The organism is Amycolatopsis sp. NPDC058278 (genome assembly GCF_042881395.1).
In the GTDB taxonomy this organism is placed as follows: Bacteria; Actinomycetota; Actinomycetes; order Mycobacteriales; family Pseudonocardiaceae; genus Amycolatopsis.
Genome location: NZ_JBHVXZ010000017.1, coordinates 1 through 21977 on the forward strand (window position 1 = coordinate 1; position 21977 = coordinate 21977).

A 21977-nucleotide genomic window follows, 5' to 3' on the forward strand; every position below is an offset into this window, starting at 1 on the left:
TATATGCCCTACGACCCGGCGCGCGACGGCCTGTGCGACCCGTCAATCAGGCTTGTGGACTCGGGTATCACGCGTGTCGGCTGTTTCCGCACGTCGTGGAGCTGGGGAGGGCGAGTGAAGCTGAAGCTGGACCTGCACGACGTCTACAACCGCGGGGGTGAGATCGACCGCGCCCTGCGCGCGATCATCGACGAGGCCGTCGCCAAGAAAGCGCCGCTCGTCGAGATCATCCCCGGCAAGGGGTCGGGTCAGCTGAAGAAGCACGTCTTGCGGTTCCTCGAGCGCAAGGACGTCAAGGCGCTCTACCACCGGGTCGAAAAGGACAAGGACAACTTCGGCCGGGTGTTCGTGCACTTCCGCTGGAAGTGACCTCAGAACCGGCTGTCGTGGCGGGCTTCGGACCAGGCCCGGTCCCAGGCCGCCGCGTGGACGCGGGTCAGGACGAACCGGGCGGTTCCGTACAACCCGGCCAGGGCGCCGGTGATCGCGGTCCACAGCAGGATCGCCGCGAACACCCCGTCGGCCGCCGAGGTCGACGCGGACAGCGGCTCGCCGGCCAGCTCGCCGCGCTGGTCCAGCCACACCGGTACGCGGGTGCCCGCCGGGCTGCCGGGGTCGGCGAGGACGTTGCCGGTGTGGCGGGTGCCGCGCGTGTCGAACCAGGCCGCCGGGACCGTCGTCTGGGCGGCCGGGGCGCCGGCGCCGTCGGTGCTGTAGGACTGGCCGGCCGCCGCGGTGAGCGAGACGGCCGTGGCCGGGTGGCGGGTCGTGCGCTCCTGCGACGCGCGAGCCGTCTGCGCCGCGTACGTCTCGGAGCCGAACGCCGCCGCGAACGGGATCGCGAGCAACGCACCCGCGACGGCGAGGAGCAGCAGCAGGGCCTCGACGCGGTCGCCCGCCCGGGCCAGGGGGTTGCGGCCCGGCAGCAACCGGCGCCGGAACCGGGCGATCCGTCCGCTGGGCCCGCGCATCCGCGACTCACTCCTCCCGGGAAGGTGTCTTCTCGGTAACAGTGTGCGCGCCGGAGTTCGGCTTTCTCTCGTGAATGGGATGCGGCCCACCTGTGAACCCGTGCACAACCACCCGGTCGCGCCGGCCGGTCACAGCCAGTCGTCGGGGCGGGGCCAGGGCATCAGGGCCGCGAGCGCGTCCCGGGCCGGTTCGGTGACGGCGTACCGGCCGCGGTGGAACAGCAGCGGGCGGGCGTCCGAAGGCGCGCCGAGGGCGGTGACGCGGCCGATGACCACGTAGTGGTCGCCGGCCTCGTGCACGGCTTCCAAGGCGCAGTCGATCCAGGTCAGGGCGCCCTCGAGCAGGGGTGCGCCCGACGGCGCCGGTGTCCAGCCGAACCGGGCGAACTTGTCCTCACCGCGGGCGCCGAACACCGCGCTGACCTCCTGCTGGTCCTCGGCCAGCACGTTGACCGCGAACCGGCCCGCCGCGGCCAGCACCGGCCACGTCCGTGACGTCCGGGCCGGGCAGAACAGCACCAGCGGCGGGTCGAGCGACAGCGCGGCGAACGACTGGCAGGCGAACCCGGCGAGCGTGTCGCCGTCGCGGCCGGTGACCACCGTGACGCCCGTGCAGAAGTGCCCGAGCACGCTGCGGAACTCGGTCTGGTCGACCGCCACGGAGGTCATGCGCCTGGCGGCCGCGCGCCGACCGAGAAGTCGTGGCCCCACAGCGAAACCGCGGTGCTTTCGCGCGCGATCCAGTTGTCGTCGTCGACCTGACGGCCTTCGCAGCCGAACTCGACGTCGAAGCCGCCCGGGGTCTTCATGTAGAACGACAGCATCAGGTCGTTGACGTGCCGGCCGAGCGTGGCCGACATCGGCACCTTCCGCCGGATCGCGCGGTCGAGGCACAGGCCGACGTCGTCGGTGTTCTCCACCTCGACCATCAGGTGCACGATCCCGCTCGGCGTCGGCATCGGCAGGAACGCGAGGCTGTGGTGGCGTGGGTTGCAGCCGAAGAACCGCAGCCACGCGGGCGGCCCGTCGGCGGGCCGGCCGACCAGCTGCGGCGGCAAGCGCATCGAGTCGCGCAGCCGGAAGCCGAGGACGTCCCGGTAGAACCGCAGCGACGCCTCGTCGTCCTTTGTAGACAAAACGACGTGGCCAAGGCCCTGCTCACCGGTGACGAACTTGTGGCCGTACGGGCTGACCACGCGCCGGTGCTGCAGCGCGACGCCGTGGAAGACCTCCTGGGTGTTGCCGGACGGGTCGTCGAAGCTGATCAGCTCGTCGACGCGGCGGTCGGCCAGCTCATCGGGCGTGCCCTCCTTGTAGGGCACCGACGCACCGTCCAACCGGGACCGCAGCTCGGCCAGCTCGCCCGCGTGAGCGACCTCCCAGCCGGTGACGGCCAGCCGGTCCGCGTCGCCCGGTGAGATGACCAGCCGCGCGGGGAAGTCGTCCATGCGCAGGTAGAGCGCGTCGGGGTGGGTGCCGCTGCCTTCCACCATGCCGAGCACCTTGAGGCCGTACTCGCGCCAGGCCGCCATGTCGGTGGCTTCGATGCGGAGGTAGCCCAGTGACCGGATGCCCATCAGGAACTCCCGAGGAAGTCGAGGGCCAGCCGGTTGAACTCGTCGAACTTCTCCAGCTGGGCCCAGTGCCCGCAGCCGCCGAACACGTGCAGCTGCGCGCGCGGAATCGTCTTCAGTGCCAGCAAGGCGCCGTCGAGGGGGTTCACGCGGTCCTCGCGGCCCCAGATCAAGAGTACGCGCTGGCGGAGGCGGTGGGCTTCGCGCCAGAGCAGGCCTTCTTCGTAGGTGTCCGGCTGCGCGAACGACATGCCCATGGCGCGCATCGCGGCCAGGGACTCCGGGGTGTTCGCGGCGGCGAACCGCTCGTCGATCAGCTCGTCGGTGACCAGCGCCTGGTCGTGGACCATGATGCGCAGGAAGGCTTCCATCCGTTCGCGCGACGGCTTGGCCGCGAACCGCCCGAGGTTCTTGACGCCTTCGGTCGGATCGGGCGCGAACAGGTTGACGCTCAGCCCCCCCGGCCCCATCAGGACCAGCCGCCCGGCCCGCTTCGCGTGGTTCAGCGCGAACCGCACCGCCGCGCCCCCGCCGAGGGAGTTGCCGACGAAGTGCGCGCGCTCGATGCCGAGCGCGTCCATCAGGCCGGCGACGGCGTCCGCGCTGTGCCGGAAGTACTGCGGGTGCTCGGCCGGCTTGTCCGACCGCCCGAAGCCGGGCTGGTCGACGGCGATCGTCCGGTAGTGCTTGGCGAATTCCGGCAGGTTGCGCCCGAAGTTGCTCCACGCCGACGCGCCGGGCCCGCCGCCGTGCAGCAGGATCACGGTCTCGGCGTGCTCGGCGCCGGCCTCGTGGTAGTGCAGCTTCAGCGAGCCGGCCTGGACGTACTGGCCAACGGGCGCGGCCATCAGTACATCGCGTTCTCGACGGGGAGCCCGAAGGCACCGGTGCCGAACATGACGTACGCGCGCTCGGCGTCGTTGGCCGCGTGGACGCGGCCCGCGTGCGCGTCGCGCCAGAAGCGCTGGATCGGCGTGCCGCGCTGGATCGCGCGGCCGCCGGAGTTCTCGAAGAGCCGGTCGATCGCGGTGATCGCGCGTTCGGTGCCGCGCACCTGGTCGCGCCGGACACGCAGCCGCAGGTCCGAAGGCAGCCGCTCCTCGCGCTTGGCGAGCTCGTACAGCTCCTCGATGTTGCGGGTCAGCTGCAGCCAGGCGGCGTCGATCTCACTGGCCGCCTCGGCGATCCGCACCTTGGTGAACGGGTCCTCTTTGGACTGCTCCCCGGCGTACGCGGCCCGGACGCGCTTGCGCTGGTGCTCGACGTGCGCGTCGTAGGCACCTTGGGCCATGCCGATGATCGGCGCGGTGATCGTGGTCGGGTGCACCGAACCGTACGGGAGGCGGTACAGCGGCCCGGGGTTGACGGCCTGGCCCGGCACCCGGCACTTCGACGTCGCGATGAAGCTCAGCGCCCGGTGCTGCGGAACGAAGACGTCCTCGACGACGATGTCGTTCGAACCGGTGCCGCGCAGGCCGATCGTGTCCCAGACGTCCACAATGGAGTAGTCGGCGATCGGCAGCAGGTAGGTGCAGAAGTCGACCGGCTTGCCGCCGGAGAACGCGGGTCCCCCGAGCAGCACCCACGTGCAGTGGTCGCAGCCGGAGGAGAAGCTCCACCGGCCCGACAGCCGGTAGCCGCCCTCGACGACCTCGGCCTTGCCCATCGGCGCGTACGACGAGGAGATCCGCACGTCCTGGTCCTCGCCCCAGACCTCCTGCTGCGCCTGCGCGTCGAACAGGGCCACGTGCCACGGGTGGACGCCGAGGATGGAGGCGACCCAGCCGGTGGACCCGCACGCGCTCGCGATCAGCTTGACCGCGGTGTAGAAGCTCACCGGGTCGGTTTCGAAGCCCCCGTGGAGCTTCGGCTGCAGCAGCTTGAAGAACCCGGTCTCCTGCAGGGCCTTGACGGACTCCTCGGGGACGCGGCGCGCGTCCTCGGTGTCCTGGGCCCGTTCCCGCAGGACCGGCAGGAGGTCCCGGACCCCGGCGATCACCTGCTCGCTCATGCGCAGTCCTCTCTCTGGTTCACTCCCCAGAGACTAGAACACGTTCTCGTTTTTGTCGAGAACACCCTGCGCTAGGGCACTGTTGATCCCCGCTCTACGGCCGGAAAACACGCAGTCGGCCAGGGACAGACCGCTCACGTAGGACCTGGAACAGATTCCCACGGCGGTGCGCCCGGCGGCGTACAGCCCCGGGATCGGCTCCCCCGCCGTGCTCCGCACCGCGCCGGTGTCCTCGTCGACGACCAGCCCGCCGAGGGTGAGCATCGGCGTGGGGTACCCGAGGTTCGGCCGCACAGAGATGTCGATGAGCGAGTACGGCGGGTTGTCCAGGCGCCGCACGAACTCGGTGGGCTTGCCCACCGGATCCCGGTCGCCGTGGTAGGCCTCGACGCTCGCGCGCAGCCCCTGCGGGTCGACGCCGGCCTTGCGTGCCACCTCTTCGACCGTCTCCCCCACGACCCGGCCCCGGCGCAGCAGGTACCGCAGCTGAAGCCATTGGAACCACTGGCTCTGCTTGCGGCCGTCCCGGCGCGCCTCGGCCACGATCGGCGCGTCGACGAGCAGCCAGCCCTTGCTCCCGTGGTCCTCGATGAGCTTTTCCCCGATCGCGGCGCCGTAGCGGGATTCGTCGATGACCCGACGACCCGCGGCGTCGACGATGATCCCGCCGAGGAACGCGCTGGGCGGGGTGACGAACCGCCACGCGGAGATCCGGCCCAGCTCGCCGGTCGTCCCGCCGGCCTCGACACCCATCCGGATGCCCGAGCCGTTGTCGGCGGACGTGCCGAGCGCGAGCCCGCCGCGATACTTCGGGGCGTGCTCGCGCACCATCTCACGGTCGGCGATGAAGCCGCCGGCGGCGAGCACGACCCCGCGCCGCGCGGAAATCCGCAGCTCACGGCCGTGTGCCCGCTCGAACCGCTCGACTCGCCGGTGCAGCGACTTGCGCAGCGACGGCACGTAGATCCCGGGTTTCGCCGCGTACTGCGCGAAGCGCTGGTGCCGCGCCCGCACCGACGCCGGAGCATCGCTCAGGGTGTCGACGACGAGCCCGGTGACGCGGCCGGCCTCGTCGCGGAGCAGGGTCCGGGCGGTCGTCTGCGTCAGCACCCGGATGCCACGGGCGCGCACGGCCGCCTTGAGCCGCGCCATCAGCATCTTCCCCGAGGTCCCGGGGCCTTTGACGCGGTGACCGCGCGGGGCCGGCTTCGCCGCGTCGCGGAATCCGCCGGCCGCCTCGCTGCCGGAGTAGTAGAGGTAGTGCCGGTCGCTCGGGTACGACGTCTTGTACGGGCAGAGGCTGCCTTCGAACGGCACGCCGTTGCCCTCCAGCCAGGTGATCATCTCGCGGCTGCCCTCGCAGAACCGCCGCAGCGTCCGCTCCGAGACGACATCCCCGGTTTCCAGCCGCAGGTAGGCGTACATCGCGTCGACGGAGTCGTCGACGCCCGCGTCGAGCTGCTGACCGGTCCCCCCGCCGGCGTAGACGATGCCACCGCTGACCGCGCTGGCGCCTCCCCCGGCGAAGCGCTCGACGATGATGACGTCGGCGCCCGCGTCGGCCGCTTCGAGGGCGGCACAGGCTCCGGCCGCCCCGAACCCCACGATGACCACGTCCGCGACGAGTGCGTCCATGGTGGCTACCCTAGAACTGAAACACGTTCTCGTCTATGGTGACCGAAAGCGGCTCTCAACTGGATACTCGTTACCTGGAACACGTTGCAGGAGAGGTGGCATGACGGAGCAGTTCGACGTCGTCGTGGTCGGCAGCGGTGCCGCCGGGATGACCGCCGCGCTGGCCGCGGCCCACAACGGCCTGAGCGTCGTCGTCCTGGAGAAGGCGGCCTGCTTCGGCGGCTCGACCGCCCGGTCCGGCGGCGGCGTCTGGATCCCCGGCAACCACGCCCTGCGCGCCGCCGGGATCGACGAACCACCCGAACGGGCACGCGAGTACCTCGCCTCGATCGTCGGTGACGTCATCCCGGCCGTCCGGCGCGACACGTTCCTCGCCCACGGCCCCGAGGTGCTGCGGTTCGTCTGCGACCACACACCGCTGAAGTTCCGGTGGGTCCGCGACTACAGCGACTACCACCCGGAGGCCCCCGGCGGGCGGTCCGGCGGCCGGTCGGTCGAGCCGGTCGCGCTCGACGGCAAGCTCCTGGGCGACGAACTGGCCCACCTCGAACCGCCGTACAGCGCGCCCCCGATGGGCGTCCCGATCACCCAGGCCGACTACCGCTGGCTGAGCCTGCTCGCGAGGCACCCGCGCGGGGCCGTCCGGATGCTGTCCCTCGGCCGGCAGTGGCTCGTCGGCAAGCTCCGCGGGCAGCACCTGCTGAGCATGGGGCAAGCGCTTGCGGCCGGCCTGCGGGTGGGCCTGGCGAAGGCCGGGGTCGAGGTCCGGCTGAACACGCCCCTGGTCGACCTGCAGGTCGACGGCGACCGCGTCACCGGCGTCGTCACCGCGCAAGGCGTCATCGAAGCGCGGCGCGGGGTGATCCTCGCCAGCGGCGGCTTCGAGCGGAACCTCGAGATGCGCGAGAAGTACCAGCGGGCGCCGATCGGCGTCGACTGGACCGTCGGCGCGGAGGCCAACACCGGCGACGGCATCACCGCCGGCCTCAAGCTGGGCGCCGCACTCGACCTGATGGACGACGCCTGGTGGGGACCGTCGCTGCCGCTCACCGGCGGCCCGTGGTTCGCGCTGGCCGAACGGTCGCGGCCGCGCAGCATCATGGTCGACGCCCGCGGTGAGCGGTTCGTCAACGAATCGGCGCCGTACGTCGAGGCCGTGCACGCGATGTATGGCGAAGGAGACGGGCCGGGCGAGCACATCCCGACCTGGCTCGTGTTCGACCAGCGCTACAAGGACCGGTACATGTTCACCGGCATCGGGCCGCGCCAGCCGCTGCCCGGGCGCTGGTTCAAGGCCGGGATCGCGGCGAAGTCGTCGACGCTGGCCGGGCTGGCGGCGAAGATCGACGTCCCGGCCCAGTCACTGGAAGCGACGGTCGAGCGCTTCAACGGCTTCGCGCGCCGAGGCGTCGACGAGGACTTCCACCGCGGGGTCAGCAAGTACGACCACTACTACGGCGACCCGCGCAACAAACCCCACCCCAGCCTCGGCCCGCTCGACAAGGCACCGTTCTACGCGGTCAAGATCGTGCCGGGCGACCTGGGCACCAAGGGCGGGCTGCGCACCGACGAACACGCGCAGGTGCTGCGCGAGGACGGCTCGGCCGTGCCGGGGCTGTTCGCCGCCGGCAACGCCAGCGCGGCCGTGATGGGCCGGACCTACGCCGGGCCCGGCGCGACCATCGGTCCCGCCATGGTGTTCGGCTACCTTGCGGCGACGCGGCTGGCGAACGAAGATCAGGGGACCACGGGAGGGCAGCGATGACGCAGGATTCGGTACGCACCATCTACGCCGGTGAACCGCCGACCCGGTTCGCCCGCGGCTGGCACTGCCTCGGCCTGGCGGAGAACTTCCGCGACGGAAAGCCGCACGCGATCACGGCGTTCGGCACGAAGCTCGTGGTGTGGGCGGATTCGGCCGGCGAGCTGCACGTGCTCGACGGCTACTGCCGGCACATGGGCGGCGACCTCACCCAGGGCAGCGTCAAGGGCGACGAGGTGGCCTGCCCGTTCCACGACTGGCGCTGGAACGGCAAGGGCAAGTGCGTCTCGATCCCCTACGCCAAGCGGGTTCCGCTGCGCGCGCGGACGCGGTCGTGGACGTCGGAGGTGCGGAACGGGCAGCTGCTCGTCTGGCACGACCCGGAGGGCAACCCGCCGGCCGACGAGCTGGCGATCCCCCGGATCGAGGCCGCCGACAGCGCCGAGTGGAGCAACTGGACCTGGGACGAGATCTTCATCGACGGTTCCAACTGCCGCGAGATCATCGACAACGTCGTGGACATGGCGCACTTCTTCTACATCCACTACGCCTACCCGACGTACTTCAAGAACGTCTTCGAAGGCCACGTCGCCACGCAGTACCTCAACACCAAGGGCCGCCCGGACATGGGCATGGCGTCGAACTACGGCGGCGAGGAGAACCTGCTGCGGTCGGAGGCGTCGTACTTCGGGCCGTCGTACATGATCAACAAGCTGGTGAACTCGTTCCAGGGCTACGAGATCGAGAGCGTGCTCATCAACTGCCACTACCCCGTCACGCCGACGTCGTTCGTGCTGCAGTACGGGATGAAGGTGCGGAAGCCGCCGGGGATCTCGGACGAGCACGCGGACAAGATCGCCGCGAAGCTGGCCCGCGGGATCGGCGCCGGGTTCCTGCAGGACGTCGAGATCTGGAAGCACAAGACGCAGATCGACAACCCGCTGCTGTGCGAAGAGGACGGTCCGGTCTACCAGCTCCGCCGGTGGTACCAGCAGTTCTACGTCGACGCGGCCGAGGTCACCGAGGACATGACGCAGCGGTTCGAGTTCGAAGTGGACACGACGAAGGCGAACGAGGCGTGGGCGGCGGAGGTGGCCGAGAACCTGGCGCGGCAGAAGACCGAGGCGGAAGTGTGACCACCGCCGAGCAGACCGAGTTCCTGTCGGGCGGGCTGCGGCCGCACGAGTGCCGCAGCTGCGGGACGTGCGTGCTGGTGAAGAAGAACAGCATCCAGCACACGAGCATCCAGTGGACGACCCGGCCCGCCGACACCTGCCCGGTGTTCGCGGACTCCGGCGGCCCGTCGGCGTTGCTCGACACGTGCCCGAAGCTGGCCGACAGCATCTCCGACGCGGTGCGTGAAGGCACGCTGGCGGTGGCCGATGGCTGAGCGGGTCTACACGCTGACCGTCGCCGACGTCGTCGTCGAAACGCCGGACGCGCGGTCGGTGGTCTTCGAGATCCCACCCGAGCACGCGCCGGCTTTCGAGTACACGGCCGGGCAGTTCCTGACGTTGAAGATCCCCAGCGACCGGACCGGTTCGGTGGCGCGGTGCTATTCGCTGTCGAGCGCGCCGCACGAGAACCGCGTGCAGGTGACGGTCAAGCGGACCGACGGCGGGTACGGCTCGAGCTGGGTCTGCGCGTCCTTGAAGCCGGGGATGCAGGTCGACGTCCTGGCGCCGGCGGGGGTGTTCTGCCCGGCGTCGGTGGACGAGGACTTCCTGCTCTTCGCCGGCGGCAGCGGCATCACGCCCGTGATGGCGATCCTCAAGACGGCGCTGGAGACCGGGTCCGGCCGGGTCGTGCTGGTCTACGCGAACCGCGACGAGAATTCGGTGATCTTCGCGGGCGAGCTGGCCTCGCTGGCGAAGCGGTACGGCGACCGGCTGGTCGTCGTGCACTGGCTGGAGAGCGTGCAGGGGCTGCCGGACGTCTCGCAGCTGCGCGGGCTGGCGTCGGCGTACACCTCGCACGAGGCTTTCCTGTGCGGCCCGGCACCGTTCATGGCCGCCGTGCGGGAGGCGCTCGGGCAGCTCGGGGTGCCGCGGGACCGGGTGCACGTCGAGAAGTTCACGTCGCTGACCGGGAACCCGTTCGAGGACGTCGTCGCCGAGGAGGAGCCTGCTTCGGACGAGGCACCGGCGTCGCTGACGGTGTCGCTGGACGGTTCGACGCGGACGATGTCCTGGCCGCGGCAGCGCAAGCTCCTCGAACGGCTGCTGGACGAGGGCATGGACGCGCCGTACTCCTGCCGCGAGGGACAATGCAGCGCGTGCGCTTGCCGAGTCGTGTCGGGCGAGGTGAAGATGCTGCACAACGAGGTGCTGGACGCCGAGGACATGGCGGACGGCATCGTGCTGGCCTGCCAGTCCCTGCCGGTCACCGACGAGGTCTCGATCAGCTACGAATAGGAGCCCGCAGTGCCCATCGACCCCGACGTCGCGATCGGTGCCGAGATCGGCGAGGTGAGCTTCGCCTGGACGTCGTCGGACGTGCTGCTGTACCACTTGGCGCTCGGCGCGGGCCCGGACGAGCTGCGGTACACCTACGAGCGGGACCTGGTGGTGCTGCCGACGTTCGCGACGGTCGCGGCCAACCTGCGCGTGTTCGACCCGCCGGCGGTGTCGTTCCCCGGGGTGGAGATCGACCTGGCGAAGGTGCTGCACGGCAAGCAGGAGATCACCCTGCACCAGCCGATCCCGGCGTCGGGCAAGGCGGTGGCGCGGTCGCGGATCGCGGACGTGTACGACAAGGGCAAGGCCGCGGTGGTGATCCAGGAGGTTTCGGTCACGTCGTCCTCGGGTGATCCACTGTGGACGGCGCGGTCGAGCATCTTCGCGCGTGGCGAGGGCGGTTTCGGCGGCTCGCGCGGGCCTTCGGACCGAATCGAGTGGCCTTCGCGGGCGCCGGACTTCGTATTCGAGACGCCTACGTTGCCGCAGCAGGCGCTGCTGTACCGGCTGTGCGGTGACCGGAACCCGCTGCACGCGGACCCGGCGTTCGCCCGGGCGGCGGGGTTCGACCGGCCGATCCTGCACGGGCTGTGCACGTACGGGATCGTGGCGCGGGTGCTGGTGAACGAGTTCCTCGACGGCGACCCGGCGCGGGTGGCGTCGTTCGCGACGAAGTTCGCCGGGGTGGTGTTCCCGGGTGAGACGCTGCGGATCCGGGTGTGGCGCTCGGACGACCGGCTGCTGGTGACGACGTCGGCTCCCGCGCGGGACGACGCGCCGGTGCTGGCGGACACGGTGCTCGTGTCCACTTCCTGAGCGCCGCTCGCCCGCCCGCTAACGTGGGAGGGAGACCTCGGGAGGACGAATGCCGGAATACTTCGTGGTGCGGGGAACGGTCGAGCCGGGCGACAAGCGCGGCCGCGAGCTGGGCTTTCCCACGGCCAACATCGCCCTGCGCGACCAGGACGGCTCCCTGGGCGACGGCGTGTGGGCGGGCTGGATCGGCCGCGCGGACGGCACCCGGCTGCCGGCGGCGGTCTCGGTCGGCCGCCGCCCGACGTACTACGGCGCGGACGGCTACCGCCTGCTGGAGGCCCACGTCCTGGACTTCACCGGCGACCTCTACGGCGAGACACTCGTGGTCTGGCTCGGCTCGCACCTGCGGCAGCAGGAGAAGTACGCCTCGGCGGAGGACCTGATCACGGCGCTGAAGAAGGACATCGCGGCGGCGGCCCAGTGGACGGCCGAGCACCCGGCGGCTGCACTCCCGGCGGCCGGCGAGAGCCCACTCGGCGAGGTCCGGCGGCTCGTGGGCTGAGGTCCGCCGCGCGAGCCGAGGTCCGGCGGCTCGAGGGCCGAGGCCCGCCACGCGAGCCAAGGCCCGGCGGCTCGAGGGCCGAGGCCCGCCACGCAAGCCGAGGCCCGGCAGCTCGAGGGCCGAGGCCCGCCACGCAAGCCGAGGCCCGGCAGCTCGAGGGCCGAGGCCCGCCACGCAAGCCAAGGTCCGGCGCGCGAGCCGAGGTCCGCTGCGCAGCGAGCCGACGTCCGCCCCCCAGCGGGTTGAGGTCCGCCGCAGCCCGGACCGGCCGTTCGCGGGGCCGGCGAGCCGTTCCGCCCCTCGCACCGCCCGGAATTGTCGGTGCCTTCCGGTAACGTGAAATCCGGGGGACCCCCGGGCCGGGGACCTCTCCGCGCCGCGCTCACAAAGCCGAGGCCAGCAGCAGGTAGCCCATCCCGGCGCCCATCGCAGCCCGGCACACCGCGCGCGACGCGTGGCCGGATTCCGGCCTCACCACCGGCGAGCCCCGGACCACCCGCACCCCCGACCACGCCGCGTCGGCCACGAAGTACCCGGCCGCCACCACCGCGATCAGCGGCAACGCCAGCCGGGTGTCCATGGTGGACATCGTCAGCCACGGCCCGTGGTCCGTCCCGCCGTGCGGCATCGCCGTCACCATGTAGAGCATCGCCGCCGCCGACAGCGCGTGGTGGGCGCAGGTCCGGGTCCGCCACCAGGCCACCGCGAACCAGCCCGTCGTCAGCGCCAGGACCGCCTGCCAGCCCGCCGCCGGGATCGGGCCGCCGACCGGGGAGACCATCGCCACCATCGCGACCACCAGCAGCAGCTCCGCCAGGTCGCCGTGGCGCACGCCGTGGCCCAGCCGCGCGTAGTCGAGGCGGACCAGCCTCAGCACGCACGGCAGCACCAGCGCCGCGAACACCGCCGTGAGCGCCCAGTCGACCACCATCGCCAGTCGGCCTCACTCTCCGTCGTGGGTGGTGTCTCCACCGTGACACCCACGCCGGCCGGGCACCAGACGTCATTGAGGTGAGACTTGGTCACCCGTCAGGATGAGTCCGCTGGTGGGCACGCCCGTCCCCGCCGTGACCAGCACCCGGGCCGCGCCCGCGACCTGGTTGGCCGCCGTGCCGCGGAGCTGGCGGACGCCCTCCGCGATGCCGTTCATGCCGTGGATGTACGCCTCGCCGAGCTGGCCGCCGTGCGGGTTGAGCGGCAACGCGCCGTCGAGCTCCAGCGCGCCGTCGGCGATGAAGTCCTTCGCCTCGCCCCGGCCGCAGAACCCCAGTTCCTCCAGCTGCATCAGCACGTACGGCGTGAAGTGGTCGTACAGTACCGCGACGTCCACATCGGACGGTCCCAGCCCCGACTGGTCCCACAGCTGCCGGCCCACGACGCCCATTTCCGGCAGCGCGGCCAGGTCGTCGCGGTAGTAGCTGGTCATCACGTACTGGTCCGGCCCGCTGCCCTGCGCCGCCGCGGCGATCACCGCCGGCGGCCGCGCGAGATCACGGGCCCGCTCCACGCTGGTGACGACGAGCGCGACCCCGCCGTCGCTCTCCTGGCAGCAGTCGAGCAGGTGCAGCGGCTCGGCCACCCAGCGTGACGCCTGGTGCTCCTCCAGGGTGATGGGCCGGCCGTGGAACCACGCGTTCGGGTTGGTCGCCGCGTGCTTGCGGTCGACGACCGCGACGCGCCCGAAGTCCTCGCTCGTCGCGCCGTAGTCGTGCAGATAGCGCCGCGCGACCATGGCCACCGTCGCCGCCGGGGTCGCGATGCCCATCGGGTAGTGGAACGCGTTGTCCACCCCGGAAGAGTTGACCTGGCCGGCCGCCGCGGAGGACACCTGGCCGAAGCGGTGCCCGGACCGCTCGTTGAACGCCCGGTACGCGACGACGACGTCCGCGACGCCGGTCGCCACCGCCATCGCGGCCTGCTGCACGGTCGCCGCCGCGGCGCCACCGCCGTAGTGGATCCGGCTGAAGAACTTCAGTTCGGGGATGCCCAGCTCGCGCGCCACCGCGATTTCGGCGTTGCCGTCCATGGTGAACGACACCAGGCCGTCCACATCGGACGGCTTCAGTCCCGCGTCGGCCAGCGCGTGGGAGATGCATTCGGCCGCCAGCCGCAGCTCGCTGCGCCCGGAATCCTTGGAGAACTCCGTGGCGCCGATGCCGGCGATGGCCGCCTTCCCGGAGAGCGTCACGGCAGCGTCACCTCCACGGTGCCGGCGACGTGCTCGCCGAGACTGTCCACACCGGACACCGAAACCACGACGTCGTTGCCCGCGCGGGAAACCACCCGGCCGGTGAACGTCAGCGTGTCGTAGGCGTAGCAGGGCACGCCGAGCCGGATCTTGATCGACCGGATCAGCGCCTGGGGGCCGGCCCACTCCGAGACGAACCGCTGGACCAGCCCGGTGTCGGTGAGGATGTTGAGGAAGATGTCCTTCGAGCCGCGGGCCACGGCCGAGTCGCGGTCGTGGTGGACGTCCTGGAAGTCGCGGGTGGCCAGCGCCGTGCTGACGACGAACGTCGGCGTCGCTTCGATCGTCAGCGGCGGCAGCTCGGTCCCTTCGCCGACGGTCATCGGGCCACCTTCCACGCGGGCAGGGTCAGGTCCTCGTCGACCCGGACGAACGCCGCGACGACCGGCAGTCCGATGTGGACCTCCTCCGGAGTGACGTCCAGGAGCTCGGCCATCACGCGGACCCCTTCTTCCAGTTCCACCAGGGCCACGACGAACGGGAGTTCCTTGCCCGGCACCGGCGGGTGGTGGTGCACGACGAAGGAGTACACGGTCCCCCGGCCACTGGCGACGACGTAGTCGGGCTTGGTGTCCAGCGAGCCGTCGGGCGGCATCGGCCCCGGCGGGTGCCGCAGCGTTTCGCCCCAGCGCTGGATCCGCAGCTCACCCTCGCGCAGGCCGTCCCAGAAGAACTCCGTGTCCCGGCTGATCACCGGCCTGAGCACCGGCGCCGGCGGCGGCTTCGGGGCGGGCGGGCGGAACTTGAGCACCCGGAACATCATCTCGGCCACCGCTTCGGCGCCGACGTACCAGGTCATCCGCGTGGTGACGAACCAGCCCTCGCCCAGTGCGGTCTTCTTCGGGCCGACAACGTTCTCCAGCCGCGTCCGCGCCTCGACCTGTTCGCCGGGCCGCAGGTAGCGGTGGTAGGTCTGCTCGGAGTTCGTCGCCACGACCGACGTGAACCCCGCCTCGTCGAGCAGCTCCATCATCAAACCCAGGGGGTCGTCGGCGCCGCGCGGGACGTTCAGGCCGCCCATCGTCCAGACCTGCGCCATCGCGGGCGGCGCGACCAGTCCCTTGTGGACGCTCGTGGCGGCGTACTCCGGGTCCGTGTAGACCGGGTTGCGGTCGCCGATCGCCTCGACCCAGTTGTTGACCATGGCCTGGTTGACCGGGTCGCGTGCCAGGCGCGGCGCGCATTCCCCGCGCGCGGCGATCTCCGCGGCGGCTTCTTCGATGTTCATCGTGGCACCCTCGGCAGGCCCAGGCCGATCGAGGCGATCAGCTCCCGTTGGATTTCGCTGACGCCCCCGCCGAAGGTCAGCACGATGTTGCGCTTGGCGGTGAGGTCGAGCCAGTCCGCCAGCTCGGCGGTGTCCGGATCGGCCAGGTCGCCGTGGCGCGCGACGACTTCCTCGAGGTTCCGGCCGATCCGCTGGATGGCCTCCGAGCTGAACACCTTGGTCGCCGACGCGTCGGCCACGCCGACCGGCGCACTCGCCGAGGACACCGCGACCTGCCAGTTCAGCAGTTCGTTCACCCGCGTCACGGCCAGCGCCTCGGCGAGCACGGCCCGCACGTCGGCGAGGTCCAGCAGGCCGTGCGCGCTCGCCCACGCGTGCACGCGGTCGTAGAGGCCGCCGATCCGCCCGGCCGGCCCGAGCATGACGCGCTCGTGGTTGAGCTGCGTCGTGATCAGCCGCCAGCCCGCGTTTTCCTGCCCCACCAAGCGGTTCGCCGGTACGCGGACGTCCGAATAGTACGTCGCGTTGACGTGGTGGGCGCCGTCGCAGGTGATGATCGGCGTCCACGAGTAGCCGGGATCGGTCGTGTCGACGATGAGGATCGAGATGCCCTTGTGCTTCGGCGCGTCCGGCGCGGTCCGCACGGCGAGCCAGACGTAGTCGGCGTCGTGCCCGCCGGTGGTGAAGATCTTCTGGCCGTTGACGACGTATTCGTCACCGTCGCGCACCGCCGTCGTCCGCAGCGACGCGAGGTCGGTGCCCGCTTCCGGTTCGCTGTAGCCGATCGCGAAGTGGATCTCCCCCGCCAGGATCTTCGGCAGGAAGAAGGACTTCTGCTCGTCCGTGCCGAACTCCTGCAGCGTCGGCCCGACCGTCTGGAGCGTGACCGAGGGCAGCTGGACGTCGGCGCGCGCGGCCTCGTCGACGAACAGGTGCTGTTCGATCCCGCCGAAGCCCTGGCCGCCGTATTCGACCGGCCAGCCGACGCCGAGCCGGCCGTCGCGGCCCATCCGGCGGACGATCTCGCGGAACACCGGCCCGTGCCGCTCGCGCCGCATCGCCCGGCGCTCCCCGGGGCTGATCAAGCCGGCGAAGTATTCGCGCAGTTCGGCGCGCAGCTGTCGTTGTGCCGTGGTCAGTTCGACGTGCATCCCGCTCACCCCGCCACTCGTTCGCCGAGCCGCCCGAGCCGGTGCGCGGCCCCGCCGAGCGTCCGGCCGAGATCCTTGACCGCCGACGAATACCGGTGCAGCGGATAGGTTTCGTCGACGCCGACCCCGCCGTGCAGGTGGTGGCAGGTCGCCAGCGCTTCCGGTGCCCGCGAGGCGAACCAGTAGGCGGCGACGTCCAGTTCGGCGTCGGCGTCGAGTCCCGAAGCCAGCCGCCACACCGCGGACGTCACGGCGAGGTGCACGGTCCGCGCGGCCACGTAGACGTCGGCGATCTGGCCCGCCACGGCCTGGAAGGCGGACAGGGGCCGGCCGAACTGGGTCCGCTCGCCGACGTGCTTGACGGTCAGCGCCAGCGCGCCGGCCAGGAGGCCGTCGCCGAGGGCCAGGGCGCCGGCCAGCGCCAGCCGGTGCAGGGCCGCCACGGCGCCGCGGTCGAACAGGAGGTCCGTTTCCTCGACGGCGACGTCGTCGAGCCGGACGGTGTACTCCGGTGTCCCGGACGAGGTGGGCGTCGGGACGAGCGTGACGCCGTCGGCGTGCGGGTCGACGAGGTAGACGGCGCTGCCGTGCGCGGTGGTCACCGGGGTGAGGATCCGGGTGGCCTCGGCGGCGTACGGGACCGCGGTCTTCACGCCGCTGACCAGCCACTTCCCGTCTCCGGCCCGCGCGGTCGCGGCGGGCTCGGCGACCAGCGGGGCGGACGGCTCGTTCAGGGCCGCGGTGAGCAGTGCCTCCCCGGCGGCGACCGGCGGCAGGAATTCCGCGCGCTGGGCCGGGGTGCCGAGCGACTCGATCGGCAGGACGCCCAGGGCGAGCGCGGCGTACGCGGGCACCGGCGCGGCGGCCCGGCCGACCTCGGTCAGGACCTGGGCGACCTCGGCGACGCCCAGGCCGTCGCCGTCCAGCTCCGGGGGCAGCGCCAGGGCGAGCAGGCCCGCCGAGGCGAGCGCGCGCCACGAGCCGTCCTCCACCGCCGGCTTCGGAGGGCGACCTCCCGGGTCTCGGAAATCACCGAGCACTTTCGCGGCGAGGGCGGCGATCTCGGTCTGCGTATCGTCAAGGGCGAAGTCCACGCCTGTCCTCCGGATCGGGCGCAATATTGAAACCTGTTCTAGTCTTAACCGGAAAGGGCGGGCACGGCAACCCCCGGGGGTGGCGGAATGGCGCGGACACGGCGGCGGATCACCGTGCCGCCGACCGCGGGCGTGCCCGAGCCGGTCCCCGTGGAGCTGCCCGGCCGCGGGCACACGGTGGTCACCGACGTCGGGCCACGGGACGCACCCGCGCTCTTCCTGCTGCATTCGGTGGCCTGCACCGGCCTGCTGACCTGGTATCCGGCGCTCACGCGGCTGGTGCGGCAGCACCGCGTCGTCGTGTTCGACCAGCGGTGGCACGGCCGGGGCATCCGCTCGCGGGAGTTCCGGCTCGCCGACTGCGCGGAGGACGTCACCGCCGTCGCGGACGCGCTCGGCGTCGGCCGGTTCGCCCTCGCGGGGTATTCGATGGGCGGGCTGGTGGCACAACTGGTGGCCCGCGCCGAACCAGAACGTGTTACCGGTCTGGTGCTGTGCTCGACCGCGGGCCACTTCGGCCGCGGGCTGCGGCAGCGCGTGGCCCTCGACGTCTTCGGCCGGACCCTGCGACGGCTGCGCGAGCACGTGCCGCCGCCGGCCGTGCCCGCCGCGCTCCCCCGCGAGCGCCTCGCCGACCACCGGTGGGGGCTGCGGGAGTTCCGGTCGACCACGCCGTGGGCGATCGCGGTCGCCGTCGACGAGATCGGCCGGTTCGACTCGACGCCGTGGCTGCACACGCTGCGGCTGCCGGCCGCGGTCGTCGTGACGGCCCGTGACCGGTTCATCGCCCCCGCCCACCAGCGGTCCCTGGCCCGCCGGATCCCGGGCGCGGCCACCTACGAGGTCGCGGCCGGGCACGCGGCCTGCGTGCTGGCCGCCGACCGCTGGGTGCCCGCCCTGCTCGCCGCGGTCGGCTCTCTCCGAGGAAGGAACTCATGATGGGACGCTTCAGCCTGCCCGACCAGAAGCCCGGCGGCCTGGATTCGCCGGTGACGGCGAAGGTGATGAAGTACGCGGCGAAGGCGCAGGTGGCCGTCTTCCGGCTGACCGGCGGCCGCGTCGGCAGCACGTGGCGGGTCGGGGCGGGGTTCCGCAAGCCGGTGCCGACGCTGCTGCTGGAACACCGCGGCCGCAAGTCCGGGCGCCTGTTCACCACCCCGCTGCTGTACCTGCGCTCCGGCGACGACGTCGTCATCGTCGGTTCCCAGGGCGGGCTGCCCCGGCACCCGCAGTGGTACCGCAACCTGCTGGCGCACCCCGAAACCCGCATCGACCTCAAGGGCCGGCGCGGCGTCCCGGTCACGGCCCGGGTCGCCGGGCCTGCGGAACGCGCCGAGCTGTGGCCGCGGCTGGTCGAGCTGTACGCGGACTTCGCCAAGTACCAGGCCTGGACCGAGCGGGAGATCCCGGTGGTGGTGCTCAGCCCCCGCTAGGCGCGGCCTTCAGCAGCTCGGCCAGTGCGTCCGGGAGCGCGTCGGCGAGTGGCCACAGGTCCTTGACCAGCTCCCGCGCGCCGAGCAGGCCGACGTGCACCTTCCCCGCGTTGGACAGCACCGTGACGTTCAGCCCGGCGCCGTGGAAGACCGGGCCGAGCGGGTAGAAGCCGGTGATCCGCGCGCCCAGGAAGTACAGCGGCATCGGCGGGCCGGGCACGTTCGAGACGACCAGGTTGTGCACCACCGGGTGCTTCTCGGCCAGGCGCAGCGCCGAATACGCCCGCACGGCGAGCCCGAACGCCGTCGCCGCCGAGAACTGCGCCCAGTCCTGCAGCATGTCGGCGTCGATGTCGTGGTGGTGGTCCTTCGACCGCCGGTTGGCCTCGGCGAGGAAGAACACCCGGGCGGCCGGGTCGGGCAGGTGCGTCGGCAGGGAGGCGAAGAACGCCGAGACCTTGTTGCTGCCGTGCTCGCGTTCGGTCCGGTCGTGCACCGAAACCGGGACCGTCGCCACCAGCGGATCCTCCGGCAGCTCCCCGCGCGCGGCGAGGAACTCCCGCAGCGCACCGGCGACGAGCGCGAGCACGACGTCGTTCACCGTGACCCCGAAGGCGTTCTTGACGTCCTTGACGTCGGCGAGGTCGAGCTGGACGAAGGCGACGCTGCGGTGCCCGGTGATCGTGCCGTTCAGCGACGTCCGCGGCGCGGTGAACGGAACCGGCATTCCCTTGCCGCGCAACGCCCGGCCGACCCACCGCGGCACCAGCCCGAGGAGGTCGGGCAGCAGCCGCGCGACCTCGGCGGGGCGCTTCACCACGCTCTCGGCCCCGGAGCGGAGCAGGTCGAGCGGCGAGGGCATCGCGGCGTTCCGGTGCTCCTCGATCTCCGGCATCGGCCCGTCCGGTTCGAGCCCGGCGAGGTAGGTGATCAGGCTGGCGCCGCTCACGCCGTCGACGCTCGCGTGGTGCATCTTGAGCAGCACGGCGAGCCGGCCGTCGGCCAGGCCTTCGATGACGTACAGCTGCCACAGCGGGTGTGCGCGGTCGAGCTGCTGCCCGGCGATATGGGCGCACAGCGCGGCCAGCTCGGCGCGGTCGCCGGGAGCGGGCACGCCGATGCGGTGCACGTGGTGGTCGAGGTCGAAGTCCTCGTCTTCGACCCACACGGGGTGGCTGAGGTTCCAGAGTGGATTGTGCAGTTTGCGGCGGAACGCCGGGATCATCCGGACGCGCTCGTCGAGCTTTTCCTGGAGCTTCGCGAAGGTGTAGCCGCCGGGGACGGTCGAGCCGTCGAGGATCAGCAGCCCGCAGACGTGCAGGACCTGCGACGACGTCTCGAGGTAGAGGAAGCTCGCGTCGAGGCCGCTGAGTCTCTGCATGCGGTCAGGGTAGGCCACTTCCGGTGAGCGGCGCGCCACCCTACTCGCCGGTACTATCGCGGTGGTGCAGCCGAATTTCCTGATCCGTCGCGCGGTCCAGCTCGGTCTCACCGCCAACGCTCTCCGCCCGTTGCGGGCGCGGTCCACGACGATCCCGGTGTTCTTCGCCGGGTGGCTGACCGGCGAGCTGGCCCCGCAGTTCCTGGCGCTGACGGCGGCCGACACGGCGTTGCACGTGGCCCGCCACGGCACCGGCGACCAGTCGACGAAAGCGGGTCTGGCGATGGCGGCCGCGTCCGCCGCCGGGCTGGCCGCGCTGATCCGCACCGGACACGGCGCCCGCGAGGAGATCGAGAAGGCGCTCACCTCGGCCCTGGGTGAGGACTACGCGCAGGAGCTGGGGCGGTCCGACCTCGGCCTGCCGTGGGGCGAGCTGGCGCTGCCGTTCCGGATGGGCGCGCCCGACGTCCGCATCGACCGCAACATCGCGTACGCCCCGGGCGGCAAGCGGTTCCTGCTGGACGTGTACCGGCCTTCTTCGCCGGTCTCCGGCGCCCCGGTGCTCCTGCAGGTCCACGGCGGCGCGTGGGTGATCGGCAACAAGGAGGAGCAGGGCCGGCCGCTGATGCGCTACCTGGCGCGCCGGGGCTGGGTGTGCGTCGCGATCAACTACCCGCTGTCACCGGCGCACCGCTGGCCGGCCCACATCGTCGCGGCGAAGCAGGCCCTGGCGTGGATCCGTTCTTCGATCGCTTCGTACGGCGGCGACCCGCGGTTCGTCGCGGTGACGGGCGGCTCGGCGGGCGGCCACCTGTCGGCGCTGCTGGCGCTGTCGCAGAACGACCCGGCGTTGCAGCCATCGTTCGAAGACGCGGACACGAGCATCCAGGCGTGCGTCCCCCACTACGGGGTGTACGACTTCGCGGCGACGTCCGGCGCACCGGCGAGCAAGTACCGGCTGGAGAGCCTGATCGCCCGCCGGGTGTTCGCACCGGACCGGGACCCGGTAGCGCACTTGGACGACTACATCGCGGCGTCCCCGTTGGACCGGATCACCTCGGACGCGCCACCGTTCTTCGTGATCCACGGCCGGGACGATTCGCTGGTCCCGGTGCGCGAGGCGCGCGAGTTCGTCTCGCGGCTGCGGGAGAAGTCCCGGCAGCCGGTGGCGTACGCGGAGCTGGCGGGTGCACAGCACGCGTTCGACGTGTTCACGTCGGTGCGATCGGCGCACGTGGTCCGCGGGGTGGCGCGGTTCCTGGACCACACCTACAACGCCTGGAAGGCCGAACACCGGTGAGCGCCTGCGCCCCAAGGCCACCTTGGGTGCGTTGAACGCAGATCCGCCACGCTCCGGGTGCGTGTGTATGACCCGTACCGTCCAGCCACGAGTCGACGGGTTTTTCCAAGCGTTCGTCTATCGCCACGTGCCCAATGTGTTGCTCTGCTGGCACCCAGACGCCGGAAAGACGTTGTTCATCAACGAAGCACCTGAAATGCGATGGCCGATCCCGAAATCCGAACACAGGCTCATGGTGCGCGACGGCCGGGAGATGTTCGTGCTCGGCCCTGGCGATCCTCGCGGTGGCCAGGCGGTTGCGTGTTGGTCGGACGATATCGCGGTTCGGCTCAGTGGCAGCTATTCGCCGCACGAACTGATTCTGTTCGCGTTGAACCTTCAACCTCTGCGAGTCTGAGCGTCAGCCGAGCACAGT

24 protein-coding genes are annotated in these 21977 nt (G+C 71.6%); 11 read left to right on the top strand and 13 right to left on the bottom strand.

Features of this window, described 5'->3' with window-relative positions; translation table 11 throughout:
- Positions 1-114: 114 nt before the first annotated feature.
- Positions 115-369, top strand: a complete 255-nt coding sequence (locus tag ACFVYA_RS11195; protein WP_013224398.1) for a Smr/MutS family protein — start codon at positions 115-117, stop codon at positions 367-369.
- 2 nt (positions 370-371) lie between these two features.
- Here the strand turns inward: ACFVYA_RS11195 and ACFVYA_RS11200 are convergent, their stop codons facing one another.
- The 6 genes from ACFVYA_RS11200 to ACFVYA_RS11225 all read right to left on the bottom strand — a co-directional run bounded on the left by ACFVYA_RS11200 (position 372) and on the right by ACFVYA_RS11225 (position 6191).
- Entirely contained in the window at positions 372-971 is a 600-nt protein-coding gene (locus ACFVYA_RS11200; protein ID WP_387044548.1) for a hypothetical protein, read from the bottom strand.
- Between the two features lie 129 nt (positions 972-1100).
- Positions 1101-1640: a 3-hydroxy-9,10-secoandrosta-1,3,5(10)-triene-9,17-dione monooxygenase reductase subunit gene (gene hsaB / locus ACFVYA_RS11205; RefSeq protein ID WP_387044549.1), complete on the bottom strand. Its 540-nt coding sequence runs from the start codon at positions 1638-1640 to the stop codon at positions 1101-1103.
- Positions 1637-2548 carry an iron-dependent extradiol dioxygenase HsaC gene (gene hsaC, locus ACFVYA_RS11210; protein ID WP_285989794.1) on the bottom strand — a complete coding sequence of 304 codons (912 nt, stop codon included), beginning with the start codon at positions 2546-2548 and terminating at the stop codon, positions 1637-1639. Before hsaC ends, hsaB begins: the two co-directional genes overlap by 4 nt.
- Positions 2548-3393: a 4,5:9,10-diseco-3-hydroxy-5,9,17-trioxoandrosta-1(10),2-diene-4-oate hydrolase gene (gene hsaD / locus ACFVYA_RS11215; RefSeq protein WP_387044550.1), complete on the bottom strand. Its 846-nt coding sequence runs from the start codon at positions 3391-3393 to the stop codon at positions 2548-2550. Before hsaD ends, hsaC begins: the two co-directional genes overlap by 1 nt.
- Positions 3393-4556 carry a 3-hydroxy-9,10-secoandrosta-1,3,5(10)-triene-9,17-dione monooxygenase oxygenase subunit gene (hsaA, locus tag ACFVYA_RS11220; RefSeq protein ID WP_285989792.1) on the bottom strand — a complete coding sequence of 388 codons (1164 nt, stop codon included), beginning with the start codon at positions 4554-4556 and terminating at the stop codon, positions 3393-3395. Before hsaA ends, hsaD begins: the two co-directional genes overlap by 1 nt.
- A 33-nt stretch (positions 4557-4589) precedes the next feature.
- The gene (locus ACFVYA_RS11225; protein ID WP_387044551.1) at positions 4590-6191 is read right to left on the bottom strand and encodes an FAD-binding protein; all 1602 of its coding nucleotides are present in this window, start codon (positions 6189-6191) and stop codon (positions 4590-4592) included.
- A gap of 100 nt (positions 6192-6291) precedes the next feature.
- On the opposite strand from ACFVYA_RS11225, the gene kstD reads away from it, so the two are divergent.
- Genes kstD through ACFVYA_RS11255 form a run of 6 tightly spaced genes read left to right on the top strand, consistent with a single transcriptional unit; the run spans position 6292 to position 11727 of the window.
- Complete coding sequence (kstD, locus tag ACFVYA_RS11230; RefSeq protein ID WP_387044552.1) at positions 6292-7956, top strand: 3-oxosteroid 1-dehydrogenase; 1665 nt, start codon at positions 6292-6294, stop codon at positions 7954-7956.
- Entirely contained in the window at positions 7953-9089 is a 1137-nt protein-coding gene (locus ACFVYA_RS11235) for a Rieske 2Fe-2S domain-containing protein (protein WP_387044553.1), read from the top strand. The genes kstD and ACFVYA_RS11235 overlap by 4 nt, the downstream gene beginning before the upstream one ends.
- Positions 9086-9343, top strand: coding sequence for a hypothetical protein (locus tag ACFVYA_RS11240; protein ID WP_387044554.1), 258 nt, complete (start codon positions 9086-9088; stop codon positions 9341-9343). Before ACFVYA_RS11235 ends, ACFVYA_RS11240 begins: the two co-directional genes overlap by 4 nt.
- Positions 9336-10367 carry a 2Fe-2S iron-sulfur cluster-binding protein gene (locus ACFVYA_RS11245; protein ID WP_387044555.1) on the top strand — a complete coding sequence of 344 codons (1032 nt, stop codon included), beginning with the start codon at positions 9336-9338 and terminating at the stop codon, positions 10365-10367. The genes ACFVYA_RS11240 and ACFVYA_RS11245 overlap by 8 nt, the downstream gene beginning before the upstream one ends.
- A 9-nt stretch (positions 10368-10376) precedes the next feature.
- Positions 10377-11225 carry a MaoC/PaaZ C-terminal domain-containing protein gene (locus ACFVYA_RS11250; protein WP_387044556.1) on the top strand — a complete coding sequence of 283 codons (849 nt, stop codon included), beginning with the start codon at positions 10377-10379 and terminating at the stop codon, positions 11223-11225.
- Between the two features lie 49 nt (positions 11226-11274).
- Positions 11275-11727, top strand: coding sequence for a riboflavin kinase (locus tag ACFVYA_RS11255; protein WP_387044557.1), 453 nt, complete (start codon positions 11275-11277; stop codon positions 11725-11727).
- Positions 11728-12109: 382 nt separating this feature from the next.
- Here the strand turns inward: ACFVYA_RS11255 and ACFVYA_RS11260 are convergent, their stop codons facing one another.
- The 6 genes from ACFVYA_RS11260 to ACFVYA_RS11285 form a co-directional block, all read right to left on the bottom strand.
- The gene (locus ACFVYA_RS11260; protein ID WP_285989784.1) at positions 12110-12658 is read right to left on the bottom strand and encodes a DUF5134 domain-containing protein; all 549 of its coding nucleotides are present in this window, start codon (positions 12656-12658) and stop codon (positions 12110-12112) included.
- Between the two features lie 72 nt (positions 12659-12730).
- Complete coding sequence (locus ACFVYA_RS11265) at positions 12731-13915, bottom strand: lipid-transfer protein (RefSeq protein ID WP_387044558.1); 1185 nt, start codon at positions 13913-13915, stop codon at positions 12731-12733.
- Complete coding sequence (locus tag ACFVYA_RS11270) at positions 13912-14298, bottom strand: MaoC family dehydratase (RefSeq protein WP_387044559.1); 387 nt, start codon at positions 14296-14298, stop codon at positions 13912-13914. Before ACFVYA_RS11270 ends, ACFVYA_RS11265 begins: the two co-directional genes overlap by 4 nt.
- On the bottom strand, positions 14295-15203 hold the full coding sequence (locus ACFVYA_RS11275) for a bifunctional MaoC family dehydratase N-terminal/OB-fold nucleic acid binding domain-containing protein (protein ID WP_387044560.1): 909 nt from the start codon (positions 15201-15203) through the stop codon (positions 14295-14297). The genes ACFVYA_RS11270 and ACFVYA_RS11275 overlap by 4 nt, the downstream gene beginning before the upstream one ends.
- The gene (locus ACFVYA_RS11280) at positions 15200-16354 is read right to left on the bottom strand and encodes an acyl-CoA dehydrogenase family protein (RefSeq protein WP_387044561.1); all 1155 of its coding nucleotides are present in this window, start codon (positions 16352-16354) and stop codon (positions 15200-15202) included. The genes ACFVYA_RS11275 and ACFVYA_RS11280 overlap by 4 nt, the downstream gene beginning before the upstream one ends.
- Before the next feature lie 5 nt (positions 16355-16359).
- A complete protein-coding gene (locus ACFVYA_RS11285; RefSeq protein WP_387044562.1) occupies positions 16360-17448 on the bottom strand; it encodes an acyl-CoA dehydrogenase family protein in 1089 nt (362 codons plus the stop codon).
- Between the two features lie 87 nt (positions 17449-17535).
- Between ACFVYA_RS11285 and ACFVYA_RS11290 the strand changes: the two genes are divergently transcribed.
- Both ACFVYA_RS11290 and ACFVYA_RS11295 read left to right on the top strand, forming a co-directional pair.
- Positions 17536-18387: an alpha/beta fold hydrolase gene (locus ACFVYA_RS11290; protein WP_387044563.1), complete on the top strand. Its 852-nt coding sequence runs from the start codon at positions 17536-17538 to the stop codon at positions 18385-18387.
- Entirely contained in the window at positions 18387-18881 is a 495-nt protein-coding gene (locus ACFVYA_RS11295) for a nitroreductase family deazaflavin-dependent oxidoreductase (RefSeq protein ID WP_285989777.1), read from the top strand. The genes ACFVYA_RS11290 and ACFVYA_RS11295 overlap by 1 nt, the downstream gene beginning before the upstream one ends.
- Here the strand turns inward: ACFVYA_RS11295 and ACFVYA_RS11300 are convergent.
- The gene (locus ACFVYA_RS11300; RefSeq protein ID WP_387044564.1) at positions 18868-20262 is read right to left on the bottom strand and encodes a wax ester/triacylglycerol synthase family O-acyltransferase; all 1395 of its coding nucleotides are present in this window, start codon (positions 20260-20262) and stop codon (positions 18868-18870) included. The two genes, ACFVYA_RS11295 and ACFVYA_RS11300, sit on opposite strands and share 14 nt — an antisense overlap.
- Positions 20263-20326: 64 nt before the next feature.
- On the opposite strand from ACFVYA_RS11300, the gene ACFVYA_RS11305 reads away from it, so the two are divergent.
- Positions 20327-21562, top strand: a complete 1236-nt coding sequence (locus tag ACFVYA_RS11305; protein ID WP_387044565.1) for an alpha/beta hydrolase — start codon at positions 20327-20329, stop codon at positions 21560-21562.
- A 67-nt stretch (positions 21563-21629) separates the two neighbouring features.
- Entirely contained in the window at positions 21630-21959 is a 330-nt protein-coding gene (locus ACFVYA_RS11310; protein ID WP_387044566.1) for a hypothetical protein, read from the top strand.
- Positions 21960-21977: the final 18 nt, after the last annotated feature.